Here is a 21935-nt window from a genome sequence, read left to right as displayed (position 1 = left end):
TGATGTAAGTTGGAGGAGAATATGAACTCCATAAACCAGTCCGTTTTCGCCGAGGGCTCGCGTGTCGAGGCCGATCGTTTCGGTGGCTCTGACAAAATAGTTCCTGTTATCATGTGTGGGGGAGCTGGCACGCGATTGTGGCCAGTGTCACGCGATACGATGCCCAAGCAGTTCGTCCCCCTGTTAGGGGCGAAATCGACATTTCAGGGCGCGATGGAGTTGGTTTCAGACGCGGATGCTTTTTCAGAAGCAATCGTAATTACCAATGTCGAATATCGATTCATTGTAGCTGAGCAGCTCGCCGCGATCGGCGTCAAGGCGCAGATCATTCTCGAGCCTTGCCGGCGGGACTCGTCCGCCGCCGTTGCGGTCGCCACCCAGTTCGTGCTGTCCCATATCGGGCCTCGGGTTGTCGGAGTCTTCGCGGCTGATCATGTCGTGCAGGATGGGGGCGCGTTCCTGGAAGCGTGTCGGCATGGCGCCGCTGTAGCGGCGGAGGGACGAATTGTCACGATTGGCATTTCACCAACGCGACCTGAGACGGGATTCGGATATATTCGTGCTGGTGAGGAGGTCGGTACGAAGGCTTATCGAGTTGCGGAGTTTGTCGAAAAACCAGATTCCGAACGTGCGGCTCAGTATGTAGCGGAAAATTATTTGTGGAATTCTGGAAATTTTATCTTTGATGCAGCCACTATGCGTTCAGAATTGCGAACCTTCGAGCCGACGATTTGGGACGTTGCGATAACGTCACTGGAGAAAGCTACGTCAGATCTCGGTTGCTTGCTGCTTGATCCTCAGAGCTTCGAAAAGGCCAAGAAGGTCTCCATCGACTATTCGGTGATGGAGCGCACCCACAAGGCGGCCGTCGTCGCCGGCGGCTTCGGATGGTCGGATGTGGGAGGCTGGCCCGCCGTGTGGGAGATGTCGCCAAAGGATGAGAGCGGCAATGCCATCACGGGACGAGGATATGTCTTGGATGGCGGGCGCAATTTTGTTGCGGCCAACGAAGCCGTCGTTGCCGTGATCGGACTGGATGATGTCGCCGTCATTGCGACGCGCGATGCCGTGCTTGTGACCGCAAAGTCCAGGGCCGGCAAGGTGAAGGAAATGGTTAGCCTGCTCGCGGCAAAGGGCGATACGGAGGCGACCACCCATCAAGAGGTCCATAGGCCGTGGGGCAAGTATCTTTCCATCGATCGCGGCGTCCGTCATCAGGTCAAGCGCATTACGGTGAAGCCTGGCGGGGTGCTGTCATTGCAGAAGCATCATCACCGCGCCGAGCATTGGGTCGTGGTGCGCGGCACCGCGGAGGTTACCCGCAACGACGAGATCGTTCTCGTCCACGAGAACGAAAGTATCTATCTGCCTATTGGGTGTGTGCACCGCATGTCCAATCCCGGAAAGATACCGCTGGAGATCATTGAGGTGCAGGTGGGATCCTATCTCGGAGAGGACGATATTGTGCGTCTCCAGGATGCTTATCGGCGGGTTTGATGTGAGCAGTCTGAAATTTGGAACATCTGGTTTGCGGGGGCTCGTGACCGATCTGGCCGGCCTGCCCGCCTACAGCTTCATGCGCGCCTTTTGCGCCATGATCGCCGAAGACGGAGCCGAAGGGGCGGGACGCGAGGTTTTGATCGGGCGAGATCTGCGCGTATCAAGCCCCGAGATCGCGGACCAGTGCGCGTGCGCCGTCGCCGATGCGGGCTTGTATCCGATCGATTGCGGAGCGGTGCCGACGCCGGCTCTCGCCATGGCGGCGATGACGCGAAGTGTTGCCGCCGTCATGGTCACTGGAAGTCATATTCCAGAAGACCGAAATGGATTGAAATTCTATCTCCCGTGCGGCGAGATCGACAAGGCGGCCGAGGAGCGGATCCTCAGTTGGCATGCCCGGCTTTCCCTTTCCGCAATGCCCGTGGCTTCTGCGAAGGCTGGGCGTGTCGACGCGCTCGCGGACTACTGCGCGCGCTATGAGGCATTTTTTGCGCCCGGGATGCTGGAGGGGCTCACAATCGGTGTCTATCAGCATTCAACGGTCGGGCGTGATGTGATCGCCGACCTGCTTGCCACATTGGGCGCCGAAGTCGTGCGGCTGGGACGTGCCGAACATTTCATCCCGGTGGATACCGAAGCCCTGCGGCCGGAAGATGAGGAACTGGTTCGCGGATGGGCGGCCGAGCGGCGCTTTGATGCTCTGGTGTCCGCGGATGGCGACGCCGACCGCCCCCTGATCGCCGACGGCGAAGGGCGTTTCCTTCGCGGCGATCTGGTGGGGGCCTTGACGGCTGCTTTCCTCGATGCGGATGCCGTCGTTACGCCGGTCACGTCAAATTCGGCGCTGGAGAGATGCGGCCTTTTCGAAAGCGTCGTTCGCACCAAGGTAGGTTCGCCCTTTGTCATTGCGGGCATGGCGGAGGCGCAGGCCGGGGGCGCGCAAACCGTCGTCGGCTTCGAAGCCAATGGGGGCACCCTGCTTGGTTCGGCAGTAGAGCGGCATGGGCGACGATTGGCGGCGCTGCCGACACGTGACGCGATGCTTCCCATATTGGCCGTCCTCGCGACAGTGGCTCGATCGGGCGAGACGCTTGCTTCGCTGGTTGCAAGGCAGGGCTTTGCTGTCGCCCTGTCGAGCCGGCTGCCGAATGTGGCCCAGGAGCGGAGTTCGATTTTTATCGCCGCGCTGGGTGACAAGGCATCGCAGGCCAGCCGGGTCGCCTTCGCTACGCGAGGAGGGATCGTTGCGCGAGATGGATGTGATGGTCTCCGGCTTACGCTCAATGATCGAACGAGTGTGCATTACCGCGCTTCTGGCAATGCTCCAGAGTTGCGCGTCTATGTAGAGGCGGAAACTCCCGAGGGGGCGGAGGCTCTCCTTCAGGAGGGTATGGGTTTCGCCGAAAGCTGGATCGAGGCCATGCCGAATGGTGGGTCGGTGGGACAGTGAATCATTTGCTTCAAGTTTTTTGAATGTATATTTTATTGATATAATAGTATTATATAATAATATTTATTTTTTGTAGTGTGTTGTCTGTTTATGTTCTGTTCGCATCAACGATCTCTCCTTGGTCGAGGGTCGCCTTGAAAGAACAAGTGGGCGAGCTTGCCCGTGAATAGCGATATGCCTGACGCGCCTGGCCGTGGAGTTCATCGGCGTGTTGAGGGGGGCGTTCGACCTTTCCTGTCTCCGGACTGCACTTGGCTGGTCCGTGTTGCTTCGGTGTAGGCAAGTGCTCTCATTGACGATAGGTGCCGCCCGCGTCGAGTGCTCGCAGGAATGTTCCGCCTGTTTCCATATCGACTGGACATCCATGCTCTGGTGCGCCCTGAAGGAATTCGGTTCAGAGGCTGGGCTGAGATGGATAAACAGTTCGCCGGCGTTCAGGGCCGAGCCCTACGGGATGTCGATATTGTATAGATTTCAACGACATAGATGTTCGCAGTTTCGCCTTGGTCGGAAATCCAAATCCTTTGTAGATAAAGGTTTTGGATTGCCAACAGATGTTGCCAATAGCCGGGCCTTGGTGGCTTCCTCTCTCCATGGCGAAGGGGCCTTCTTCAGATAACCTCTACCTTCAGCGACTTGGCGCGCGTTGATACGCGCGCACTCCCGTTCCCTATACGCTGCGTGGGGAGATGGGACCGTATTTCCGCAGGGCTCTTAGCACAGCCGACTTACAGGAATTCTTGGTTCCGCACCGAAAAGCGAACAGTCTGGACGTATGGATAGGGCCATGCGTTATAGTGCCGTGGCGAAAACATCGTTCTCAGGTTGGTCGCTCGTGGCCCGGCTTTGTCGCCGATGATGTTCCTGGGCACGCGGAACGCGAAAAGCGCGCCGCGGCTGGGAACGAAGAAGATCACTCGGCCGCCGCCGATGCTCTCCGTGTTCTCTTGAAAGCTGCAGCGCCGCCCGCCGCCGTCAATGCTCTTGATGGGGAGGGGGCTGGGCGATCCCTGCTTGGACCTCCTGGCAGGCGAGTAGGGATGCTGGTGTCGCTTGGCGTGCGTTCGGGGGCCGTGTGCTGGGTCGAGAGCCGACTTCCGAGGCGTTGAAGGACCACCTTCAGCGCACTCCGAAAGTCGGCACCACCACGGTCGCCGACTACAGCGGTATGGCGAGGGTCGGAGACGGAGGGATTCGAGCCGACGCCGTGCCTGCTTTTCTTGGTGCAACCTGCGGCGTCGTTGCCGGGCATGGCTGGCCGGTGCGCCGGGCCATTTTCAGGACGTCGCATTCCGACTTCAGTCCGGCCGCTTCCCTAGGCTGCGGTCAGTCTTAAGCGGCTCGGATCCTATCTGCCGATGGCCGCGAAAGAGATGCCCAGGATCTGCCTTGCTTCAAGGGCGCTATTAGCGTTGCGCGTTGCGGGGACGCGCAGGTCGCGGGCGGCTCGCGCGGCCGCAATATCCCGATCCAATCACCTTATTTGTCGACAAAATCAGATAATTTTCCGCATTTCTGTATTTTAAATTGAAAAAGTGTCGACAAAAAAGTTCCGTGCCGTATGTATGACGCCGTGTACGGGAGGTGCGGACATGACATTGGATCTAGGTGCCCGGCGGACTTTCAGCTCGCATGGCCAGGTGTTCGCCTGTCATGCGCTTTCCGCGATCGAGGAAAGGTACGGCATCGCATTGGCGACGCGCCCTTATTGCCTCAGGGTGTTGCTGGAGAACGTCCTGCGGAATGTCGGCGTTAACGACATCGGCGAGGAGGATGTTCGTCGCCTGATCGCCTGGTCCCCGGAAAACGACGACATCATCCCGGTGCCCTTCCATCCGGCACGTGTGCTCATGCAGGACTACACGGGCATTCCGACCCTGGTCGATCTCGCGGCGATGCGCGACGCCATGGTGGCCCGAGGCCGAGAGGCCGGGGACGTCAATCCGCAGATCCCGGTCGATCTCGTCATCGACCATTCGCTGATCGTCGACGAGGCCGGCCATGCGGGCGCGATGAGCCTCAATCTCGTTCACGAGTTCCGCCGCAATTCCGAGCGCTACCAACTCGCGAAGTGGGCGCAGTCCGCTTTCGAGGGCATCCGTGTCGTTCCGCCCGGCAAGGGCATCCTGCATCAGGTGAATATCGAGCACATCGCCACGCTGGTGCGGACGCAGCGACAGGCCGACGGCACGGTGCTGGCCTATCCCGACACGATGGTCGGCACCGACAGCCACAGCACGATGGTCAATGGCATCGGCGTGCTGGGCTGGGGCGTCGGCGGCATCGAGGCCGAGGCGGCCATGCTCGGGCTGCCGCTGGTGGTGCCGCTCGGGCGCATCGTCGGCGTGCGGCTGACCGGGATGGTGCGCGAGGGCGTGACGGCGACGGATATCGTGCTCACCCTGACACAGCGCCTGCGGGCGGTCGGCGTGGTCGACGCTTTCGTCGAATTCTACGGCCCTTCCGCCGGCCGACTGAGCGTTGCCGACCGGGCGACGCTCGCCAATATGTCGCCGGAGTTCGGTTCGACCTGCGGCTTCTTTCCCATCGACCGCGCGACCATCGACTATCTCGAGCTGACGGGTCGGTCGTCCGATCACGTGCGGCTGGTCGAGGCCTATGCGAAGCAGCAGAACCTCTGGCGCGACGACGAGGCACTCGAGCCCGAATACAGCCGCGTGGTTGAGTTCGACCTCGGTGCGGTGGAGCCGAGCGTTGCCGGCCCGCGACGCCCGCAGGACCGCGTGGCGCTGCCGCAGGTGGCGGACAATTTCCGCTCGCAGATGAAGTCGGAGCCTAAGGGCATTGGCGACGGCATCGACAACGGCTCCGTCGTGATCGCGGCGATCACCAGTTGCACCAACACTTCCAATCCGGCGGTGATGATCGGTGCCGGACTGCTGGCGCGCAAGGCGGTGCAGCGCGGCCTGACCTCGAAGCCGTGGGTCAAGACCTCGCTAACGCCGGGTTCGCGCGTCGTCAGCGGCTATCTCGAGGCGACCGGGCTTCAGACGGATCTCGACCGCCTCGGCTTCCAGGTGGCCGGCTATGGCTGTGCGACCTGCGGCGGCAATTCCGGCCAGCTCGATCCGAAGATCGAGGACGAAATCGTCTCCCGGCAGGCGGTGGCGGTCGCGGTGCTGTCGGGCAACCGCAATTTCGAGGCGCGCATCCACCCGCTCGCCAAGGCGAGTTACCTGATGTCGCCGCCGCTGGTCATCGCCTATGCGATTGCCGGCACCGTCGATATCGACCTGACGAACGACCCTGTCGGGACGGATCCGGAGGGACGCCCGGTGTTCCTCAAGGACATCTGGCCGAGCTCCCAGGAGATCCTGGACCTGCTCTCGCAGGCAGTGACGCCGGAGTTGTTCCGTAAATATTACGCCGACCTGTTCGCGGGCGATGCGGTGTGGAACGCGCTGGAAGCCTCGCGCGGCCAGCTGTTCACCTGGCAGTCGGCCAGCACCTATATCCGCCGCCCGCCCTATTTCGACGACTATACCGATCGGCCGGATGCGGTTTCGACGATCGAAGGTGCACGCCCGCTGCTGCTGCTGGGCGACAGCATAACCACCGACCACATCTCGCCGGTCGGCGATATCGCGGCGTCCTCGCCGGCGGGGCTGCTGTTGTCGAGCCATCAGGTGGCGCAGCGCGACTTCAACGCCTATGGCTCGCGCCGCGCCAACCATGAAGTGATGGTGCGCGGCACCTTCGCCAATATCCGCCTGCGCAACGAGATGGTGGCCGGCGTGGAAGGGGGCGTCACGCAGCACGTTCCGAGCGGCGACATCCTCCCGATCTTCGATGCGGCCACCCGCTATGCCGACGAAGGCGTGCCGCTGGTGATCGTCGCCGGCCGTGAATATGGCTGCGGCTCCTCCCGTGACTGGGCAGCGAAAGGCACGCGGCTGCTCGGCGTGCGTGCGGTGCTGGCGGAAAGCTTCGAACGTATCCACCGCTCGAACCTCATCGCCATGGGCGTTCTGCCGCTCCAATTCCCCGAAGGCGTCACCCGCGCCACGCTCGGGCTCGACGGCTCCGAGCGTATCGACCTCGAAGGGTTCGATGCCTGGACGAAGCCCGGCGAGACGCTGACGGCGCGCATCACCCGTGCAGATGGGTCGGCGCAAACGGTCGAGATGCGGGGGCGGCTCGATACTGCCAATGAGCTCAAGGTGTGGCGCGCCGGAGGCATCTTGCCCTTCGTCTTCCGCCGCCTGCTGGAAAATGGTGCGCAACCGGAGGGACGAGCCGATGTCGCATGATCCGACGCCGCAGATCGCCATACCGGCCGTCTATATGCGCGGCGGCACGAGCCGGGCCATTATCTTCCATGCGAAGGATCTCCCCGCGGATCCGGCGGCGCGCGACGCGATCATTCTCGCGGCGATCGGCAGTCCCGACCCGAACCGACGCCAGCTGGACGGGCTGGGCGGCGCGATCTCCTCGCTCTCCAAGATCGCCATCATCGGTCCTTCGAGCCGGCCGGATGCGGATGTCGACTACACCTTCGGGCAAGTGGCCATCGATGCCCCGCTGGTGGGGTACAAGGGCAATTGCGGCAACATCTCCTCGGCGATCGGGCCGTTTGCGATCGACGAGGGGCTGGTCGCGGCCGACGGCGATAGCGCGACGGTGCGGATCCACAACACCAATACCGGCAAGGTCATCATCGCGCGGTTCCCGGTGAGCGGCGGCCGGGCGGCGGTGGAGGGCGATTTCGAGCTGCAGGGCGTCGCGGGCAAGGGCGCGCCGATCCGCATGTCGTTCCTCGAACCCGGCGGCGCCGCGACCGGTCGCCTGCTGCCGACTGGACGGGTGCAGGACGATCTCGCCGTCGAGGGGATCGGGACCTTGACGGTGTCGCTGGTCGATGCGGCCAACCCGGCCGTGTTCGTGGACGCCCGAGCGCTCGACATGACCGGCCTTGAATTGCCGGACGAGATCGAGGCGCGTCCCGGGCTCCTCGCGCGGCTGGAGGCGATCCGCGTCGCCGCTGCCGTGGCCATGGGCATCGCGGCGACCGAGGAGGAGGCGCGGACCCGCATCCGCAACCTGCCACTGGTGGGCATCCTCGCCGCGCCCGTCGATGCCCCGACGCTCAGCGGTAAGGTGTTGCCTGCGTCGTCATTCCACATTCTGGTGCGCATGATCTCGGCCGGCCAGCCGCACAAGGCCTCGCCGCTGACCGGTGCCATGTGCCTCGCCATCGCCATGCGGCTGCCGGGGACGATCGCCGCCGAGCTGGCGCATCTGCCCTCCGATCCCGAGGCGGATCTCGTCGTCGCGCACCCGTCCGGCCTGTTGCCGGTCGCCGCGCGACTGAGCCGTGAGGGCGAGCCGCATGCCGACGAGGCCGTGGTCTACCGGACCGCCCGGCGGTTGATGCAGGGTAGTGTCCTGGTGCCGCGCAAGGTGCTGGAGAACTCGGAAAATGTGTCGACAAAAATCTGAGCCCCCGGCAGGCTCCGCCGCATCATGCGAGGAGGGCTGCCATGCTGGACGAACTGGATGATTCCACGACCGTGGCGGACAGCGCCCTGGCGCGCCTGACTCAGGTCATTCTCGACGGGGAGCTGAAGCCCGGCGCCAAGGTTAGCGAACCGGAGCTGGCGCGGCGCTTCGGCATCAGCCGCGCGCCTTTGCGCGAGGCGATCCGCCGGCTTGAGGAGCGCAGCGTGCTGACCCGGGCGCCGCGTCTCGGCGCGCGGGTGGTGGTGCTGTCTCCGGCCAAGGTGGAGCAGATCTTCGTCGTGCGCGAGGCGGTGGAGGGGATGATCGCGCGCGAGGCGGCCACGCGCATCACCGATTCCGAAATCGCCCAGTTGAGGGAAAACCTGGCGCGGCAGAAGGCGCGGTCGGAGGAGATCGGCTTTTCCACCTTTCTCACGCGCGAGCTCGACAGCGACTTTCACACCTTCATCGCCCGGTGCAGCCGCAACGAATTCCTCATCAAGTTCCTCTGCGAGGACTACGCGACGCTGATCGGCCTGTGCCGCAAGCATCTGCGCCAGGTGCCCGAGCGCGCCTATCGCGCCTTCGTCGAGCATGGCCGCATTGTCGATGCGCTGGCCGACCGCGATGCCGACATGGCCGAACTCGCCATGCGCCGGCACATCCAGGCTTCGCGGCAGATGCTGGTGGCGAGCGTGCAGGAGGCCGGCGGCGAGAGCGGCCGTGGGCGCCGTCGAGGCTCGAAACGGGTTTGATCGTAATTGTGTCGACATAATTGCGATATAAAGTTTAGAATAACTTGACATTGTTGGATATATCCCAACATATGTCGACAATATGCGAGACGGTAAAGATCTCGCACTATCGGGAAACGTTCGTCAGGAGAGTGTCATGATCCGTTCCATGCAGCGGAGCGCGCCGTCGCGCTTTGCTTCGTTCGGGCACGCCGTACGGCGCGGCATCGGAGGAGCCGTGTTGGTCGCGGGGCTCGCCAGCGCGGGTATCGCGCAGGCGCAGCAGACCACCGTGACCATCCCCGCGTCGCCGGGCGGCGGCTGGGACAACACGGCCCGCATGACGATGCAGGTCCTCCAGAAGGAGAAGCTGGTCAGCGGCGGCATCCAGTTCGTCAACAAGGGCGGCGGCGTCGGCATCATCGGGCTCACCGATTTCGTCCGTAACAACAAGGGCAACGACAACGCCCTGATGTTCATGGGCGTGATCATGCTGTCGAGCATCCTGACCAACCGCTCGGCGATCACCATGGACGACGTGGCGCCGCTGGCGCGGCTGACCCGCGAATACAACGCCGTCGCGGTGCCGACGGATTCGCCGATCAAGACCCCGGCCGACCTCGTAGCCGAGCTCAAGAAGGATCCCGGTGCGTTCGCGGTCGGCGGTTCGGGGGTCGGCACCGTCGATCACCTGACCATGGCGCTGATCGCCAAGACGCAGGGAATTCCCGCTAACAAGTTGAATTTCATCGCTTTTAGCGGCGGCGAGATCGTGCCCGCGCTGGTCGGCGGCAAGATCAAGGCGGCGGTCTCCGGTCTTTCCGAGCTCTATCCGCTGGCGCAGGCCGGGCGTATCCGCCTCATCGCGGTGACCTCGGACAACCGCCTGCCGGGCGTGGACATTCCCACGCTGAAGGAAGCCGGCCTCGATGTCTCCGTCAGCAACTGGCGCGGCGTCGTCGGGGCGCCCGGCATGAGCGCGGCGGCCCGCAAGGAGTGGATCGGCCGGTTCGAGACCATGGCCAAGTCGCCGGAATGGGCGGCGGCGCTGGAGAAGCAGGGCATGGAGAATGCCTATCTCGGCGGCGAGGCGTTCTCGGCCTTCATCGCGTCGGAAAACCAGAACTGGCAAGGGCTTCTGAAGGAAGCCGGCCTCGTCAACTGACGGCGCGGGAGGTAGGGCGATGAGCGCTGGCGTATCGCCGCGGCCCTGGTGGGTACCCGGAGGCGTGATCGCCTTCGGGGGCATCATGCTCTACGGGGCGGCGCAGCTCGGCCAGTCCGACGCCCATTCGGGCGTGGGGCCCGGCCTGTTCGTGACGATCATCGGCATCGCCCTCGTCGTCCTCGGAGTGGCGCTCGGCGTGCAGGTCGCGCGGGGCGTCGCCTTCACCTCGCCGGAGGGCGAGGGTGAGTATGGTGAGGTGGACGATGAGGACAGAACCCACCGTGGACCGCTGCTCCTCGCCATCGCCTCGCTGGCGGCGCCGCTGGTGCTGATGCAGGCCGCCGGCTTTCCCGTCACCGCCGCCGTGGTGTTCGCCGGCGTCGCCCGTGCCTTCGGCTCCCGGCGGCCAGTTGTCGACATTCTGACCGGCGCGGTGCTGGGCGCCGTGGCCTGGTTCTTCTTCAACTGGCTCGGCGTCAATCTCGGCCCGTTCCTGCCGCTGCTGTCGGAGCGCTGACCATGTCGACCCTCGACCTGCTGCTGCACGGCTTCGGCGTCGCCTTCCAGCCGATCAACCTGCTGATGGCCTTCATCGGCAGTCTGCTCGGCACCGCCATCGGCGTGCTGCCGGGAATCGGGCCGGCATTGACCATCGCGCTGCTGATGCCGGTGACCACCTCGCTGGAGCCGGCTTCCGCCTTCATCATGTTCGCCGGCATCCTCTACGGCGCGATGTATGGCGGCTCGACCACCTCGATCCTGCTCAACACGCCGGGCGAGAGCGGGTCGATGATGACCGCGCTCGAGGGCAACCAGATGGCCCGGCGCGGGCGGGGCGCCGCCGCGCTGGCCACCGCCGCCATCGGCTCCTTCGTCGCCGGCACCATCGGCACGCTGGCGCTGTCCTTCGTGGCGCCGGCCGTCTCCGAACTCGCCTTCATCTTCGGGCCGGAAGACTATTTCGCGCTGATGGTGCTGTCCTTCACCACCATCTCGGTGGTGCTGGGCAATTCGCCGCTGCGCGGCGCCATCGCGGTGGCGGTCGGGCTGGGCCTCGGCGTGATCGGCATCGACGCGCAGACCGGGCAGTCGCGCCTGACCTTCGGCAGCCTCGACCTGCTCGACGGTATTCCCTTCACCATCGTGCTGGTGTCGCTCTTCGCCGTGGGCGAGATCATCTATGTCGCCAGCCGCGGGCCGGAGCGCAGCAGCGGCATGAACCCGCTGAGCGGCGGCATCTGGATGACCAAGGAGGACTGGAAGCGCTCCTGGAAGCCATGGCTGCGCGGCACCGCGCTCGGCTTTCCCATCGGCGTGCTGCCGGCCGGCGGCTCGGAGATCCCGACCTTCCTGTCCTATGCGGTGGAGAAGCGCCTCTCGAAGCACCCGGAGGAATTCGGCTCCGGCGCTATCGAGGGCGTGGCCGGGCCCGAGGCGGCGAACAACGCGGCGGCGGCCGGCATATTGGTGCCGCTGCTCACCCTCGGCCTGCCGACCTCGGCGACCTCGGCCATTCTGCTCAGCGCCTTCCAAGGCTACGGGTTGCAGCCCGGCCCGCTGCTGTTCGTGAACAATGCCGAACTGGTGTGGGGGCTGATCGCCTCGCTCTATATCGGCAATTTCATGCTGATCGTGCTCAACCTGCCGCTCGCCGGCATGTGGGTGCGGCTCTTGATGATCCCGCGCCCGCAGCTCTATGCCGGCATCGTCATCTTCGCCCTGGTCGGCGTATGGGGCTTGTCGACCTCGTGGTTCGACCTGCTGCTGATGTTCTCCATGGGCCTGCTCGGCTACGCGATGCGGCTCTACGACTTCCCGGCGGCGCCGGTGCTCATCGGGCTCATCCTCGGGCCGATGGCCGAGCAACAGCTGCGCCGGGCGCTCGCGATCAGCCAGGGCGATCCGGTGGCGCTCGTCTCGACGCCGATCTCCGCCACGCTGCTCGGCCTCGCTCTGTGCATCGTCGTGCTGCCGCCGCTGCTGCGCACCCTCGCCCGGCGTCCGGCCGGCGATGACCGCTACGCCGCATCGCGACCCACACCCTGACCCGTCCTGTACCTTCCCCTTGTCCGAGGCTGCCATGACAGAAACCGTCCACCGCCGCTTCCGCCGCCAGGTCGCCGAGCGTCGCGGCCTGCTGCTGCCGGGCGCCGCCAATGCGCTTGCCGCGCGGGTGATCGCCGACATGGGCTATGAGGCGGTGTATCTGTCGGGGGCAGGCCTGACCAACACCTTCCTCGGCCTGCCGGATCTCGGCTTCGTCAGCCTGCCGGAGATCGCCCAGCACACCGCCGCGATCGCCGACGTGGTCGACATTCCCATCGTCGTCGACGCCGATACCGGCTTCGGCAACGCACTGAACGTCCAGCACACGGTGCGGGTGCTGGAGCGGGCCGGCGCCAGCGCGATCCAACTGGAGGACCAGGTGTCGCCGAAGCGTTGCGGCCACTTCACCGGCAAGGACGTGGTGCCGGCGAGCGAGATGGTGTCGAAGATCAAGGCTGCCGTGGATGCGCGCCATGACGGCGACCTGATGATCATCGCCCGCACCGATGCCCGCGCGGTGGACGGCTTCCAGGCGGCGGTCGACCGCGCCGGCGCCTATGCCGAGGCCGGGGCCGACATCCTGTTCATCGAGGCGCCGGAGAGCCGCGAGGAAATCCTCGCTCTGCCGAAGGCGGTCGACGTGCCGCAGCTGGTCAACATCGTCGTCGGTGGCCGTACCCCGGCGCTGCCACGCGCCGAGCTGGCGGCCGGCGGGTTTGCGCTGGTGCTCTATGCCAATGTGGCGCTGCAGGGCGCGGTCTATGGCATGCAGAACGCGCTGAAGGGACTGATGGACGCCGGCATCATGGATGAGAGCGCGCCGGTCGCCTCCTTCAAGGAGCGCCAGCGGCTGGTCCGCAAGGAGGCGTTCGACGATCTCGAACGCCGCTACACCGCCGGCTAAGTGAAGCGGACGTTCTAGCTTGTCCGGCTGGACGATGGCGGGCGCCGGTGCTTTTGGTTTCCGGGCGCCTGCCGGGCTTAGCGCCGGTACCGGTGACCCCGGCCCGCTCTGTGCGGGGCCGGGGTCCGTTGCTCAGGGCAAGTCTGGGCTCACCTTCCAGTCGCGCAGCTTGTAGACCGTGCCGGGGCGCGGCCGGGGCGTGTCGCCGCCTTCGCGCAGGCGCCGCTTGAAGCTGTGGATCGGCGTGGCGAGGTCGTCCACCCGAACCTCGACGACCGACGGTCCGTCATGGGCGAAGGCGGCGTCGAGCGCCGGGCCGAGCTCGTCCGGCTTCTCCACATAGAGGCCCTTCAGGCCCAGCCCCGTGGCCGCCGCGGCGAAGTTGGGGTGGCAGCTCTGGCTTTCCAGCAGGGCGGACTGCACGTTCTTGAAGAAGATGTCCTGCCAGAGCTGGATCCAGCCCAGCCGTCCATTGTTCAGGACGACGTTGACCACCTTCTGGTTCCGCTGGGCCTGCGTGGCCAGTTCGCCCACGGTGTAGGAGAAGGCCCCGTCGCCGGCGACGGTGACGATGCGCGTGCCGGGCCGGGTCTCGGCCGCGCCGATGGCCGCCGGGATGGCATAGCCGAGGCCGCCCTGGCCGCGCGCATAGAGAAAGGAACGACCGGACCGGCGCGCCGGAATGTAGTTGGCGATCCAGCCGGCGGCGAAGCTGGCATCCGACACCACGATGTCGTCCAGCTCCAGCCGTGCGGCAACCTCGGCCATGACGCGGGCCGGGTGGAGCGGAATCTGTTCGCTCTCGATCTCCGCGCGCTTCTGGCGTTCGCCCTCGGCCTTCACCTCCGCGATGCGCGCGGCCCATTCCGGGCGGGTCTGCGGGGCCAGCCCGGCGTTCAGCAGGGTGAGCGCCTCGCGCACGTCGCCCAGCAGCGCCACCGTCGGCAGGAAGGTGCGGCCATGCTCGTTGGGATCGCAGTCGATGGTGATCGTCGCCTGATGCGGCAGCGGCAGGGTCCAGTTCATCGCGGTGTTCTGGCTGGCCTTGGAGCCGCACCAGATCACCAGGTCCGCCTCCTTGATCAGTTCGATCGCCGCCCAGGACCCCAGCGGATTCAGCGCGCCGGCGGCATAGTCGGCGGTCTCCGGGACCGCGCCGCGCCCGGTGAGGCTGGTCACGGCGAGGCCGCCGAGCTTGCCGGCGAATTCGGTGGCCTCCGTGGAGGCCAGCGCGCCATGCACGCCGCCACCGAACACGACGGCCGGACGCTTCGCCCGGCCGATCAGCGCCACGGCGTCGGCGATGCCGGACGCGACGGGGGCCGAGCGCAGGAACGGCGCCTGGATCGCGCGTTCGTCGATGCCGATGCGGATTTCGGCCTCGTCCCACTCGGCGTCGAAGATGTCGTGCGGAATGATCAGCGCCACCGGGCCGGGGCGCGGCGAGGTGGCGACGCGGAAGGCGGTGCGGATCATCTCCGGCAGCGCCGCGCGCGAGGGGACCAGCCAGCTGTCCTTGGTGATGGTCTTGAAGAAGGAGAGCTGGTCGAAGCCCTGGCTGGCGATGCCCTTTTCCTTCAGCGTCAGCCAGTCCAGCGGCAGTTCGCCGACGATGCCGATCATCGGGACGGAGGCGTTCAGCGCCTCGATGAAGCCGGCGGGCAGCAGGTTGGCGCCGGGGCCGACCGTGACATCGCACACGCCGGGCTTGCCGGTGAGCCGCGCATAGGCGTCGGCGGCGTAGGCGGCGTTGCGCTCGTCGCGCATCAGCACATGGCGGATGCGGTCGGTGCGCCGGGAAATGCCGTCATGCAGCGCCGTGGTCTGCCCGCCGGGCATGCCGAACACCAGTTCGACGCCGTAGCGCGCCAGCATCTCGGCGACGAGATCACCCATATGGGCCATGGAACTCTCCTTGAGATCGACGATGTCGTCGTGCCGCAGCCATTGAAAGGCCGTCAGGCGGGTCGCGCGGAGGTCGCGCAACAACGGATGGCATAATTCAATCGTGCGTGACGTTTGTCAATGGCATGTTTCAGGTTTGACTGGCATACGCCATGATGCATAAAGCGCGGACGTGCTCGCAGGATCCTTCCAGCGGGCGGAACTTCGGGGAAAGGCATGGCGAAGCGGACGGAGCGCACTGGAACGGCGCCCTCGGCGCAGGATGCGACGCAGTTCGCGCTCGATCCCGTCCTGACCGCGGCCTGGCTCTATTACGAGGAGGGGCTGAAGCAGGACGAGATCGCCGCCCGCTTCGGCATCTCGCGCGCCACCGTGTTCAACCTGCTGCAGAAGGCGCGCGACGAGGGGGCGGTCAGCGTCTCCATCGACGTCGCGCGCATCGGGGCGCTGCGCCTCGCCCAGGCGCTGAGCCGATCCTCCGGCCTTGCCGAGTGCTACGTCGTTCCGGCGAGCGGCAATGACCGGCCGGTGGCCGAGCGCATCGCCGGGCTCGGCGCCCGTGTGCTGGAGCCGCGCATCACCGCCGAGAGCGTGCTCGGCGTCGCCTGGGGGCGCACGGTGATGGCGCTCTCACAGGCGCTCGCTCCGCTCCATCTGCCCAGCACCACTATCGCGCAGATCACCGGCAGCGCCATCGGCACCTATGATTTCTCGCCGGAACTCTGCACCTCCAACATCGCGCTGAAGGTGGGCGGGCGCTGCGTGAACATGCTCGCGCCCGGCATCGTCTCCAGCCCGGAGATGAAGCGGCTGCTGATGGCGGAGCCGATCGTCGCGCAGCATTTCGCGCTGCTGCGCAATTGCGACATCACCCTGTTCGGCGTCACCGATCTGGGGGAGGGCACCTCGCTGATGCATAGCGGCTTCATGACCCAGCCGACGCTGGCGGACTACCGTGCCCATGGCGCCGTCGGCTTCGTTTCCGGCTATTTCTTCGATGCGGATGGGCAGCCCGTGCTGACGGATCTCGACGCCCGTCATCTGTCGATGCCGCGCGAGGATTTTCTCGCGGTGCCCACGCGGATCTGCGTGGGAGGCGGGCCATCGAAGATCGCGGCGCTCACCGCCCTGCTGCGCGGGGGCTATGCCAATGTGCTGGTGACGGACGAAACCACCGCGCGGGCCGTTCTGGCGCGGATCGGCTGAGGCCGCAGCGTCACTTGACGATGAAGTGCAGCCGCGCCTGATCGGTGCGGTACACGGCGGTGTAGTATTCGACGGCCTCGTCGGTCTGCATGTAGGTGACGGACTCGATGGCGATCACCGGCGCGCCGGCGGCAATGCCCAGCAATTCCGCCTGCTCGGGCGTGGCGGTGGCGGCCTCCAGCCAGCGTTCGGCGCGCTTCATGGTGATGCCGTAGCGCCGCGACAGCGTGTCGTAGAGCGAGCGATTTTGCATCGGCACCTGCTCGAAGCCGGGCGCCAGCCGCAGGTTGATGAAGGTATAGACGAGGATGCGCGGCATCCCGTCGACGCTCAGCACCCGGTCCAGCGCCACCACGGATTCATGCGCGCCGACCCCCAGCATCCGGCAGACACGTTCGTCGGGCTTCACCAGTTCCTGGCGGAGGATGGCCCGGCTCACCGAATGATTGGTGTGGTGCAGCTCGCCGGAGAAGCCGATATTCGAGCCGAGAAAGCCGTGGTCGTCGCGCTTGGGGGCGACGAAGGCGCCCTTGCCCTGCAGCTTGTAGATGACCCGCTCGGAGACCAGCTGGTTCAGCGCCTCGCGCACCACGGTGCGGGACACGCCGAAACTCTCGCACAGCTCGGATTCGGAAGGCAGCCGGGCATTTTCCGGCAGCTTCTCGGTGACGATGAGCGTCAGCAGCGCCGACTTCAGCTGCGACCAGAGCGGCAAGCCGGAGCCATTGTCGCGCAGACCATTGTCCCGGTCCGCCAGCGCCTTGAGGGTTGGCACCAGATTGGTCTCGGCGCGCCGCGCGCGGCGATGTCCTTCGTTCATCAGGTCCTTCCCGGCACAAGATGCCGCGTGCCGATCACCTGCGCGGCCGCTGCGATTTCGTGCGCGATGCGTTCCGGCGGCCAGCCCAGCGCCTCGCCAACCACCGTTCCCAACTCGGCGAGCGCCTCGGACGTCGCTTGCCCGAGCAGCGCGATATGGGTGCGGCGGAGCACGATGTCCTCCAGCCGGGCCACCCGTTCCTCGCGCGCGATCGCCACGATCTCCTGATACGAATAGTCGGGAAGCGTCGTCAACGGAACTTCACGCTGCGGTGCGAAGCCTTCGAGGCGACTGGCCGCCGCGGTGCCGTAACGGTCGAACAGGACGCGCGCCCGCTCGAGGCTAAGTCCGAAGCGTCGCGCGAGCTCGGCGACGTAGGGCGCGGGATCGACGGGCCAGCCGGCGCCGCCGCCGATGGCGATGCCGGCGGTGGAGCGCCGCCGCGCCCGGCCGGTCCGCGCGAGTATGTCGTCGGCGATCTCTTCGGCGCAGGCCCGAAAGGTCGTCCATTTGCCGCCGACCAGCGACAGCACCGGGAAGGGGCGGTCGCCCTGCGGCTCGAAGGCGCGGATCGAGTGATCGCGGCTGATCGCGCCGGCCACTCCCTCGCTCGCCGGCAGCGGCCGGATGCCGGCATAGGTGTGCACGATCTCATCGCGGCTGAGCGCGATGGCCGGCATGGCCATTGCCATCACCTCGAACAGATAGTCGATCTCCGCATCCGAGCAGATCGTGTCGTCCGGGTCGTCGGTGCGCAGATCCGTGGTGCCGACCAGCGCGTGCAGCTCGTCGAGCGGATAGGCCAGGCAGATGCGATGGTCGGGAGTCTCGAAGTAAAGCATGGTGTCGGCGAGGCTCTCGACCAGCGCCCGGTTGCGCACCACGAGATGCGAACCCTTGGTGCCGCCGATCAGCCTCTGATTGATACCGAAACGCCCATCCACCTCGTCGACACGCGCGCCGGCGCAGTTCACCACCAGCTTCGGCGCCACCGCGAAGCGCTCGCCGGTCAGCACGTCGGCGAGCAGGATCCGTCCGCCCTCGCGGCCGGTCACGGCGAGGTAGGTCGCCGCCCGTGCCTCCGGGCACATCTGCTCGGCCTGGGCGACCAGTTCGAGGCCGAGGCGCTCCGGCGCGGTCAGTCGGGCGTCGTGGAATTCGGCGACATAGCGCGTCGAGGACGCCAGCGCCGGCATCTGCGCGCGAAACTCGCGGGCGGGGACCATCCGGTGGTTGGGCATGGTCTGGTCGCGGCGGTTGAACAGGTCGTACGCACGCAGCCCCAGCGCGACGACGAGGGCGCCCTTCGGCCCCGGCGTGCGCACCCATCCGAGAAAGCGTCCCAGCGAGGTGAGCGCGCCGCTGAAGCGGTCGGCGATCGGCACGCGCACGCGGAGCGGCCGGACAAGGTGCGGCGCATCGAGGAGGAGGCGGTTGCGCTCCTCCACCGATTCCCGAACCAGCGAGAACTCGCCGATCTCCAGATAGCGCAGCCCGCCATGGATCAGGCGGGAGGAGGCGGCGCTGGTCGCCGAGCAGATGTCGCCCCGGTCGACCAGCAGCCCGGGCACGCCCTGGAGGGCCAGATCCCGGAAGACGCCGACGCCGTTGATGCCGGCGCCGATGATGAGCACCTCGGGCGCCGGGGGCTGGGGCGCGGGATGCCCGGGTCCCGGACCGGCGCGCAGGTCGTCGAGAATGGCGTCGCGGGACAACATGGCAGGCTCCATACCGATCGGCTTCCAAGGCCGTCACCGCGCGACCGGAAAGGCGTTGGCCTTCGCGTCAATGCGCATACTCGTAATTACAAGTAAGAAGCACCACATCCAATTCGGCCTGTCAATTTGTGATTTTACGGCGGAAATGACGCTGCATTGCAGCAAAAAATCGCGAAATGAAAGATATTGACGCGCTAGGCATCGTGGTTATGATCAAACATGTAATTACGTGTTGAGCTTCGGAAAACGAAGCCATACCGGCTAAGTCCGGTACCGGAGGACGCCATGAAGGAACGCCTGATCGGCATCGATGCCGGCGGGACGATGACGAAGGCCGCCTTGTTCGATCTGGACGGCCGCGAGCTCGCCTGTGAACGTCGACCCAACCAGATGCTGTTTCCCGGGCCGGGCCATACCGAGCGCGATCCCGAGCGCATGTGGCGGGCCGCCTGCGAGTCGATCGCTTCGGTGCTGGAGGTCACGGGCACGTCGCCGGACGATGTGGTGGGCGTCTCGTGCTCCGGCTATGGCAGCGGCATCTATCTGACCGATCGCCACGGCGATCCGGTGCGCCCGGGCGTGGTCTCGACCGACAGCCGCACCGCCGACCTCGTCGGGGAGTGGGAGGGCAACGGACGCGCGGGCGTCACGGCCCGGCGCATCCAGCAGCGGGTCTGGCCGGGCCAGGCCATCGCGCTCATGGCGTGGTTCTCCAAGCACGAACCGGAGACGGTGGCGCGCACCGAGCGCGTGCTGTTCTGCAAGGATTTCCTGCGCGGCCGGCTCTGCGGCGATTTCTCCACCGACCCGACCGATGCCGGCATCGCCGGCGCCATCGATGTCGAGACCGGTGCCTATGCCCGCGAGGTGTTCCGCGATCTCGGCATCGCCTCCTGGCTCGACGTGATGCCGGAAATCGGCCCCTCGGCCGAGGTGGTCGGGCGGGTGACGCCGGCCGCCGCGCAGCAGACGGGCCTCAAGGAGGGCACGCCGGTGGTGCGGGGCGTGGCCGACGTTGCCGCCGCTGCGCTGGCCTCGGGCGTGGTGAGCCCGGACCGGCTGTCGATGATCGCCGGCACGTTCAGCATCAATTCCACGCTTCACGATGCGCCCCGGCTCTCGGTGCCGCCCTTCCTGCAGATGCCCTATCCGGTGGGCGGGCAGGTGCTGGCCACCGAAGGGGCGGCGACCTCGGCCTCCAATTTCGAGTGGTTCTGCCGGGAGATTCTCGACGCCGAGGCGGCGAGGGCGCTCTCCAACGGCGCCTCCGTCTACGACGTCTGCAACGACTATGTGCGCGACGCGCTGGACCGGGAGAACGACATCCTCTTCCTGCCCTATCTGTTCGGCGGGCCGGGCGGGGCGCCGGCGGGACTGTTGGGGCTGAAGCGCTCCGACAAGCTGGGCGACGTGCTGCGCGGCATCTTCGAGGGCATCGCCTACGCCCATCGGGTGGATATCGAGCGCCTGCTCTCCGGCTATGACGCGGCCAAGCCGACGACGATACGCCTCGCGGGCGGCGCGTCGCGCAGCGCCATCTGGGCGCAGATCTTCGCCGACGTCCTTGGGCTGCCGGTCGAGGTCACCGACGGTACCGAGCTCGGCGCCCGCGGCGTCGCCATCGCCTCGGCGGTGGCGATCGGGGCCTATAGCGACTTCGACACGGCGATCGCCCAGATGGTCCGCGTCCGCGAGCGGTGGGAACCGAACTTGGCGCAGCACGCCGCCCATTCCCGCAAATATGCCCGCTTCCTCGGCCTGACCCGTGCCCTCGCGCGGGACTGGCCGCAAAAAGCCTGAGCCGTCGCGCGCCGTTTCGTTCGTCGAGCCGCACCGTGGGGAGCCGGGGAAACCCGCGCCCGCCGCCTCTCGGCCCCGTCCGACGCTTTCGCAGGCATCTCTCTCCATGAGGCCCCGATGTCATTGTCGCTTCAGGATATCTCGCTGACGGTGGGCGGACAGCACCACCTGCGGGATATCGCCCTCACTCTGGAACGCGGCACGGTGAACGTGCTGCTCGGCCCGACGCGCTCGGGCAAGACCTCGCTGATGCGCGTCATGGCCGGGCTCGACCCCACCACGACGGGGCGCATCATCGCGGACGGTCGCGATGTTACCGGCCAGCCGGTGAAGAAGCGTTCGGTGGCGATGGTCTACCAGCAGTTCATCAATTACCCCGCGCTGACGGTGTATGAGAACATCGCCTCGCCGCTGCGCGTCCGAGGCGCGCCGAGGGCGGAGATCGACCGGCGGGTTCGCGCCGCGGCCGCGCTCTTGAAGCTGGACAACCAGCTCGAGAAGACGCCGCTCAAGCTGTCCGGCGGCCAGCAGCAGCGCTGCGCCATCGCCCGCGCCGTGGTGCGGCAGGCCGATCTCGTCCTGCTCGACGAGCCGCTGGCAAATCTCGACTACAAGCTGCGCGAGGAACTGCGTGAGGAACTGCCGCGCATCTTCGCCGAAACCAACGCCATCTTCGTCTATGCGACGACCGAGCCGACAGAGGCGCTCATGCTGGGCGGCAACACGGCCTGCCTCGCGGAAGGCCGCCTGCTGCAGTTCGGTCCGGCGGCGCGGGTCTATCGCCGCCCGGACAGCCTGGAGGCGGCGCAGACCTTTTCCGATCCGCCGATGAACATCGCGGAGGTGACGAAGCGGGGCCGCGAGCTGGTGCTGCCGGGCGGTGGCGCCATCGCCGCCGATGGCGCGCTCGCCGCGCTCGGCGATGGGCCGTATCGGCTCGGCGTGCGGGCGCATCACCTCGAACTCGCGCCCCGACCGGGCAGCCTGCGCGTGCCCGGCACGGTGGACGTGACCGAGATTACCGGTTCGGAAAGCTACATCCATGTTCATGCCGGCCCCCTGCGCTGGGTGGCGCTGGTGGCCGGCGTGCACGAGCTCGAGCCGGGCTCTCCCATCGCCGTGCATGTCGATCCGGCGCGGCTGTTCGTCTTCGATCCGGAGGGGCGTGTGGTCATCACGCCGGGCAGCACGGCGGCTCACGCGCCGCAGCGCGCGAGGGGCTGA

At 66.3% G+C, this 21935-nt stretch carries 15 protein-coding genes; 12 read left to right on the top strand and 3 right to left on the bottom strand.

Going from position 1 to position 21935, the window contains the following annotated elements; genetic code table 11:
* The first annotated feature begins 21 nt into the window (after positions 1–21).
* From LGR54_RS13285 to LGR54_RS13245, 9 genes are all read left to right on the top strand, one after another.
* Positions 22–1497: a mannose-1-phosphate guanylyltransferase/mannose-6-phosphate isomerase gene (locus LGR54_RS13285; protein ID WP_255607581.1), complete on the top strand. Its 1476-nt coding sequence runs from the start codon at positions 22–24 to the stop codon at positions 1495–1497.
* Positions 1478–2950 carry a phosphomannomutase gene (locus LGR54_RS13280; protein WP_255607580.1) on the top strand — a complete coding sequence of 491 codons (1473 nt, stop codon included), beginning with the start codon at positions 1478–1480 and terminating at the stop codon, positions 2948–2950. The genes LGR54_RS13285 and LGR54_RS13280 overlap by 20 nt, the downstream gene beginning before the upstream one ends.
* A gap of 1592 nt (positions 2951–4542) precedes the next feature.
* Positions 4543–7221, top strand: coding sequence for an aconitate hydratase AcnA (acnA, locus tag LGR54_RS13275; RefSeq protein ID WP_230362429.1), 2679 nt, complete (start codon positions 4543–4545; stop codon positions 7219–7221).
* Positions 7211–8410, top strand: coding sequence for a 2-methylaconitate cis-trans isomerase PrpF family protein (locus LGR54_RS13270; RefSeq protein WP_230362428.1), 1200 nt, complete (start codon positions 7211–7213; stop codon positions 8408–8410). Before acnA ends, LGR54_RS13270 begins: the two co-directional genes overlap by 11 nt.
* Positions 8411–8451: 41 nt before the next feature.
* Positions 8452–9165, top strand: a complete 714-nt coding sequence (locus LGR54_RS13265) for a GntR family transcriptional regulator (RefSeq protein ID WP_230362427.1) — start codon at positions 8452–8454, stop codon at positions 9163–9165.
* Positions 9166–9301: 136 nt separating this feature from the next.
* Entirely contained in the window at positions 9302–10309 is a 1008-nt protein-coding gene (locus LGR54_RS13260; RefSeq protein ID WP_230362426.1) for a tripartite tricarboxylate transporter substrate binding protein, read from the top strand.
* A gap of 19 nt (positions 10310–10328) precedes the next feature.
* A complete protein-coding gene (locus LGR54_RS13255; protein WP_230362425.1) occupies positions 10329–10829 on the top strand; it encodes a tripartite tricarboxylate transporter TctB family protein in 501 nt (166 codons plus the stop codon).
* 2 nt (positions 10830–10831) lie between these two features.
* Positions 10832–12358: a tripartite tricarboxylate transporter permease gene (locus LGR54_RS13250; protein ID WP_230362424.1), complete on the top strand. Its 1527-nt coding sequence runs from the start codon at positions 10832–10834 to the stop codon at positions 12356–12358.
* Positions 12359–12392: 34 nt separating this feature from the next.
* Positions 12393–13262 (top strand): oxaloacetate decarboxylase, encoded by an 870-nt coding sequence (locus LGR54_RS13245; protein ID WP_230362423.1) that lies wholly within the window; start codon positions 12393–12395, stop codon positions 13260–13262.
* A 132-nt stretch (positions 13263–13394) separates the two neighbouring features.
* On the opposite strand, the gene LGR54_RS13240 is transcribed toward LGR54_RS13245, so the two are convergent.
* Entirely contained in the window at positions 13395–15167 is a 1773-nt protein-coding gene (locus LGR54_RS13240) for a thiamine pyrophosphate-binding protein (protein WP_230362422.1), read from the bottom strand.
* Between the two features lie 216 nt (positions 15168–15383).
* Here LGR54_RS13240 and LGR54_RS13235 point away from each other — a divergent pair, with 216 nt between their 5' ends.
* Positions 15384–16373, top strand: coding sequence for a sugar-binding transcriptional regulator (locus LGR54_RS13235; RefSeq protein WP_230362421.1), 990 nt, complete (start codon positions 15384–15386; stop codon positions 16371–16373).
* A gap of 10 nt (positions 16374–16383) precedes the next feature.
* Here the strand turns inward: LGR54_RS13235 and LGR54_RS13230 are convergent, their stop codons facing one another.
* Positions 16384–17193 carry a GntR family transcriptional regulator gene (locus LGR54_RS13230; protein ID WP_230362420.1) on the bottom strand — a complete coding sequence of 270 codons (810 nt, stop codon included), beginning with the start codon at positions 17191–17193 and terminating at the stop codon, positions 16384–16386.
* A complete protein-coding gene (locus tag LGR54_RS13225) occupies positions 17193–18911 on the bottom strand; it encodes a glycerol-3-phosphate dehydrogenase/oxidase (protein ID WP_230362419.1) in 1719 nt (572 codons plus the stop codon). The genes LGR54_RS13230 and LGR54_RS13225 overlap by 1 nt, the downstream gene beginning before the upstream one ends.
* A gap of 285 nt (positions 18912–19196) precedes the next feature.
* Here LGR54_RS13225 and LGR54_RS13220 point away from each other — a divergent pair, with 285 nt between their 5' ends.
* The gene (locus tag LGR54_RS13220; protein WP_230362418.1) at positions 19197–20711 is read left to right on the top strand and encodes an FGGY-family carbohydrate kinase; all 1515 of its coding nucleotides are present in this window, start codon (positions 19197–19199) and stop codon (positions 20709–20711) included.
* A 117-nt stretch (positions 20712–20828) separates the two neighbouring features.
* Complete coding sequence (locus LGR54_RS13215) at positions 20829–21935, top strand: ABC transporter ATP-binding protein (protein WP_230362417.1); 1107 nt, start codon at positions 20829–20831, stop codon at positions 21933–21935.

Source organism: Ancylobacter sp. Lp-2 (assembly GCF_020523795.1).
In the GTDB taxonomy this organism is placed as follows: Bacteria; Pseudomonadota; Alphaproteobacteria; order Rhizobiales; family Xanthobacteraceae; genus Ancylobacter.
This window is presented reverse-complemented; position numbering and strand designations above follow the sequence as displayed.

What these genes read in the sequence shown, in the direction of transcription:
- LGR54_RS13285 (WP_255607581.1), top strand. Translation starts at nt 22, where the DNA reads ATGAACTCCATAAACCAGTCCGTTTTCGCCGAGGGCTCGCGTGTCGAG.
- LGR54_RS13280 (WP_255607580.1), top strand. Translation starts at nt 1,478, where the DNA reads ATGCTTATCGGCGGGTTTGATGTGAGCAGTCTGAAATTTGGAACATCT.
- acnA (WP_230362429.1), top strand. Translation starts at nt 4,543, where the DNA reads ATGACATTGGATCTAGGTGCCCGGCGGACTTTCAGCTCGCATGGCCAG.
- LGR54_RS13270 (WP_230362428.1), top strand. Translation starts at nt 7,211, where the DNA reads ATGTCGCATGATCCGACGCCGCAGATCGCCATACCGGCCGTCTATATG.
- LGR54_RS13265 (WP_230362427.1), top strand. Translation starts at nt 8,452, where the DNA reads ATGCTGGACGAACTGGATGATTCCACGACCGTGGCGGACAGCGCCCTG.
- LGR54_RS13260 (WP_230362426.1), top strand. Translation starts at nt 9,302, where the DNA reads ATGATCCGTTCCATGCAGCGGAGCGCGCCGTCGCGCTTTGCTTCGTTC.
- LGR54_RS13255 (WP_230362425.1), top strand. Translation starts at nt 10,329, where the DNA reads ATGAGCGCTGGCGTATCGCCGCGGCCCTGGTGGGTACCCGGAGGCGTG.
- LGR54_RS13250 (WP_230362424.1), top strand. Translation starts at nt 10,832, where the DNA reads ATGTCGACCCTCGACCTGCTGCTGCACGGCTTCGGCGTCGCCTTCCAG.
- LGR54_RS13245 (WP_230362423.1), top strand. Translation starts at nt 12,393, where the DNA reads ATGACAGAAACCGTCCACCGCCGCTTCCGCCGCCAGGTCGCCGAGCGT.
- LGR54_RS13240 (WP_230362422.1), bottom strand. Translation starts at nt 15,167, where the DNA reads ATGGCCCATATGGGTGATCTCGTCGCCGAGATGCTGGCGCGCTACGGC.
- LGR54_RS13235 (WP_230362421.1), top strand. Translation starts at nt 15,384, where the DNA reads ATGGCGAAGCGGACGGAGCGCACTGGAACGGCGCCCTCGGCGCAGGAT.
- LGR54_RS13230 (WP_230362420.1), bottom strand. Translation starts at nt 17,193, where the DNA reads ATGAACGAAGGACATCGCCGCGCGCGGCGCGCCGAGACCAATCTGGTG.
- LGR54_RS13225 (WP_230362419.1), bottom strand. Translation starts at nt 18,911, where the DNA reads ATGTTGTCCCGCGACGCCATTCTCGACGACCTGCGCGCCGGTCCGGGA.
- LGR54_RS13220 (WP_230362418.1), top strand. Translation starts at nt 19,197, where the DNA reads ATGAAGGAACGCCTGATCGGCATCGATGCCGGCGGGACGATGACGAAG.
- LGR54_RS13215 (WP_230362417.1), top strand. Translation starts at nt 20,829, where the DNA reads ATGTCATTGTCGCTTCAGGATATCTCGCTGACGGTGGGCGGACAGCAC.